This is a genomic window from Promineifilum sp. (SeqCode), from assembly GCF_041918635.1.
Taxonomy (GTDB): Bacteria; Chloroflexota; Anaerolineae; order Promineifilales; family Promineifilaceae; genus Promineifilum.
This window is the reverse complement of record NZ_JAYRVJ010000142.1, coordinates 1-3,617: the sequence shown is the minus strand read 5'-3', so window position 1 is coordinate 3,617 and position 3,617 is coordinate 1. Positions and strand designations below refer to the sequence as shown.

Here is a 3,617-nt window from a genome sequence, read left to right as displayed (position 1 = left end):
GTCGAGGCCGTGGTCAACCTGGATCGGGAGCAAGTGGTTGGGCAGTGGACGAACGCCGAAGCCCGGCCGGGCGGCAGCGTCGAGGTGCTGCCCAAGGCAATGGCTATCGCCGCGGCCGACGCCCAGGTGCGGGCTATCCTCGGCGAAGACATCGGCCTCATGGATCCGGCCATGATCCCCATGTCGGGCTGGCTGATGGATGACGCCTGCCGCGAGGATTGGTGCGTCGATCTGACCTTTCACGACCCAGCCGGTACGGGGCGCGTCTTCCACGTCTTTGTCAACCTGGAAGAGGAAGTGGTGGCGCGCACCTTCTACACCCGCGCCCGGGCAGACCGCAGCGCCGGCAAGCCGTTGACCCAGCGCAATGCCTTCACCGACGGCTGCCACGAGCAGCACGGCTGGAGCGTCTGCTGGGAAATGACGGCCAACGATGGCATCAACTTCCGCGACGCGACGTTCGGGGGCGACCTGATCTTTTCCAGCGCCAAGATCGGGCAGATCGAGGCGTGGTATCCCAGCTGGCCGGGCGGCTACCGGGACGAGATCGGTTTCGCGGCCACTGTGCCCCCCTTTGGCGGAACAGCGATCAACGACTTGGACGACGGCTTCGAGGTGCAGCAGATCTTCACCGAGTTCACCCGCTGGCCCAACTGCATCTGCTGCTACCGCTACGAGCAGATCATGCGCTTCTACGCTGACGGCCGCTTCGAGTCGCGCTTTCTATCTCACGGGCCGGGCTGCGACGACCTGTCCATCTACCGGCCGTTCTGGCGCATCGATGTTGACCTGGATGGCGGGCCGGGCGACGAGGTGTGGCTGTTCGACGAGATGCAGTGGGCCGAGCAACCGGTGGAGTTCGAGACCTTCCCCGTGGTCGAAGACCTCTCGCCGGAAGGGCACAAGCTGGCGACGTTCGACGGCGACCTGCACTACCGCTGGATGATGGAGCGCACCGACCCGCTCGGCCTGGACGAGGCCTACCTGTTTCTGTTGCAGGACAAGCCGATGGAGGGGGACGGGCCGATCACGACCGGGCCGGGCGATACGTTCATCCCGCCGCGCCAATGGATCGACGGCGACGCGCTGTCGGGCGAGGATATTGTGCTGTGGTACGTGCCGCTGCTGAACACGAAGAAGGGCGGGCCGTGGTGGTGCATGCCCGACCCGGAACCGGAGTTCTCGCCCTGCGAGGCCATCCTGCGGGCCGAGCCGGCCGGCGAACTGCGCCAGCCGACGGCTGAGGAACTGGCCGTCCTCCAGGCGCAGGGGCTGCCAACGTCTACACCGGTAGCCGCCGGGACGGTCGCGCCGACGCCGACCCCGCGCCCCATCGAAGGCGTCGAGCCGGAGATGATCATCCAGAACGCCGGCTGCGGCTCCTGCCACATGATCGGCGAAATCGGCGAGGCGCACAAGGTCGGGCCGGATTTGACCTACATTGGGCTGAACGCCGAGGGACGGGTGGAAGGGAAAAGCGCCGCGGAGTACATCCGGCAGTCCATCCTGGAACCTAACGCCTATATGGCCCCGGAGTGCCCCAATGGGCCATGCCTGCCGGGCATCATGCCCCAGAACTACAGCATGAGGCTGAGCGTCGAGCAGCAGGAGACGATGGTGGCCTTCCTGCTGGCGCAGCAAGGGCCGCAACCGACCCCCGCGGCCATCGGCGAGACCGCGGCGACCCCCGCGCCCAAAGTGGCCGCCGCGGCGAAGGTCGTCCCGCCGCAACGGGTGTCGCCATCGACCATCGCACAGGTGCTGATCGTCGTTTTCACCGCCGCGCTCAGCATCTACCTCTTCTTCAAAACCCGCCCGTCGGAAGAATGAATGAACCACGGATTCTCACGGATTTCACGGATGAAACGGATTAAATCCAATGATAAATCCGTTATATCCGTAAAATCCGTGGTTCATTTATTTGTCTTATCGGTACTTCTCCCGTAGGGCGCGCTCGACCTGGCGGTCGGCGTCGCGGCGGGCGATGTCTTCGCGCTTGTCCACCTTGCGCTTGCCGCGCGCCAGGGCGACCTCGACCTTGGCCCGACCGCCCTTCAGGTATAGGCGCGTCGGCACGACCGTTAGCCCCTTCTGAGCCAGTTGAGTCAGGATGCGATTGATCTCGCGGCGATGAAGTAGCAGCTTGCGCGGGCGCGTCGGCTCGTGGTTCTCGCGGTTGCCATGCTCATAGGGGGAAATGTTCGCTTCCAACAGCCACAACTCATCACCATTCGGTTGGACGTAACTGCGTTGCAGACTAACGTGGTTGCCCCGGATGGACTTGATCTCTGTCCCCGTCAGCACCAGGCCGGCCTCGAAGCGTTCCAACAACTCGTAGTCGAAGTTGGCCCGCTTGTTGTTGTAGATGACCTTGACGCCCCCTGTCGCTTTCATATCGCTATGCCTTACTGCCCACTGCTTACTGTCCCGTCAACAAGTATTCGACAGCGCGCCGCAACTGCCCGTCTTCGACGCCGCCCAAATCCTCCGGCGATTCTACCTCGAAATCCGGGGTGATGCCCTCGCCGTCAATGGTGTGATTGTCGGGCGTGTACCAGCGGGCCACCGTCACCCTCAACTCGGCCCCATCAGACAAGGTGTGTACCTGCTGCACCGAGCCTTTGCCGAAGGTCGTCTCGCCCACCAGCACGGCCCGGCCGCGATCCTGGATGGCCCCGGCGACGATCTCCGACGCGCTGGCGCTGCCGGCGTTGACCAGCACCACCAGCGGGATGCTTTCGGCCAGATCGCCATTGTCCGTCGTGAAGGTCTGATCCAGGCCGCGGATGTTGCGCTCGAAGAGGGCCACGCCGTCGGGCAAGAAGGCGTCGGCGACAGCCACCGACTGATCGAGGAAGCCGCCGGGGTTGTCACGCAGATCGAACACCAGGCCGACCGGCTGCTGCGGCAGGAGGGCGTTGAGCGCCTCCAGCAGCTTCTCCTCGGCGTTGCGGTTGAACTCCGTCAGGTGGATGTAGCCGATGGCCGCGCCGCCCGTTATCTCGGCCGGCAACATCTCGTACTCGACGACAGGAACCTCGAAGCGGGTGCGAACGATGGTGAATGCCAACGGTTCCGCCTCTCCCTCGCGGGCCACCTTCAGCGCCACCGTCGTGCCCTCCGGGCCGCGTACGATGAGGATGACCTCATCGAAGCTCATGTCCAGCACCGATTGACCGTCTACTTCAATGATGACGTCGCCCGGCTTCAGCCCGGCCAGATCGGCCGGCTGGCCGTCGATGGGACGCACGATCTCGAACAGGCCGTCGTCGTTCTCCTGTACGAACGCGCCAATCCCCTCGACCGCGCCTTCCATATCCTGGCGCATCCGCTCGGCGATAGCCGGCGGGACGTAGCGGGTGTAATCGTCGTCCAGCGTTTCCAGTGAGCCGGCGATGGCCGACTGGATCACTTCATCTGATGGGGGCAACGCGCCGTCATACTCGTCGGTAATCAGCTCCCACGCCTCGTAGAAAGTGGTGAAGTCGGCGCCGCCCAACGGCGACTCGCCGGATGGAGCGGGGACGGCTGTCGATTCGGGCACGGCGGTGGCCGGTTCGGCCGTGGGTGGCTCCACCGTAGGGGCGGTCGTGGGCGAGGGCGGAATGGTCGGGCTG

Annotated in this window: 3 protein-coding genes; 1 reads left to right on the top strand and 2 read right to left on the bottom strand. The window is 64.8% G+C overall.

What is annotated here, in order from left to right; all coding sequences use genetic code 11:
- Positions 1–1,830, top strand: a 1,830-nt coding sequence (locus tag ACE3UY_RS04730; protein WP_374686402.1) for a cytochrome c family protein, incomplete at its 5' end; no start/stop codon positions are given.
- 96 nt (positions 1,831–1,926) lie between these two features.
- Here ACE3UY_RS04730 and smpB read toward each other — a convergent pair.
- Together smpB and ACE3UY_RS04720 are read right to left on the bottom strand one after the other, a co-directional pair.
- The gene (gene smpB, locus ACE3UY_RS04725) at positions 1,927–2,394 is read right to left on the bottom strand and encodes an SsrA-binding protein SmpB (RefSeq protein ID WP_374686401.1); all 468 of its coding nucleotides are present in this window, start codon (positions 2,392–2,394) and stop codon (positions 1,927–1,929) included.
- A gap of 25 nt (positions 2,395–2,419) precedes the next feature.
- On the bottom strand, positions 2,420–3,617 hold a 1,198-nt coding region (locus ACE3UY_RS04720), incomplete at its 5' end, for a S41 family peptidase (RefSeq protein ID WP_374686400.1).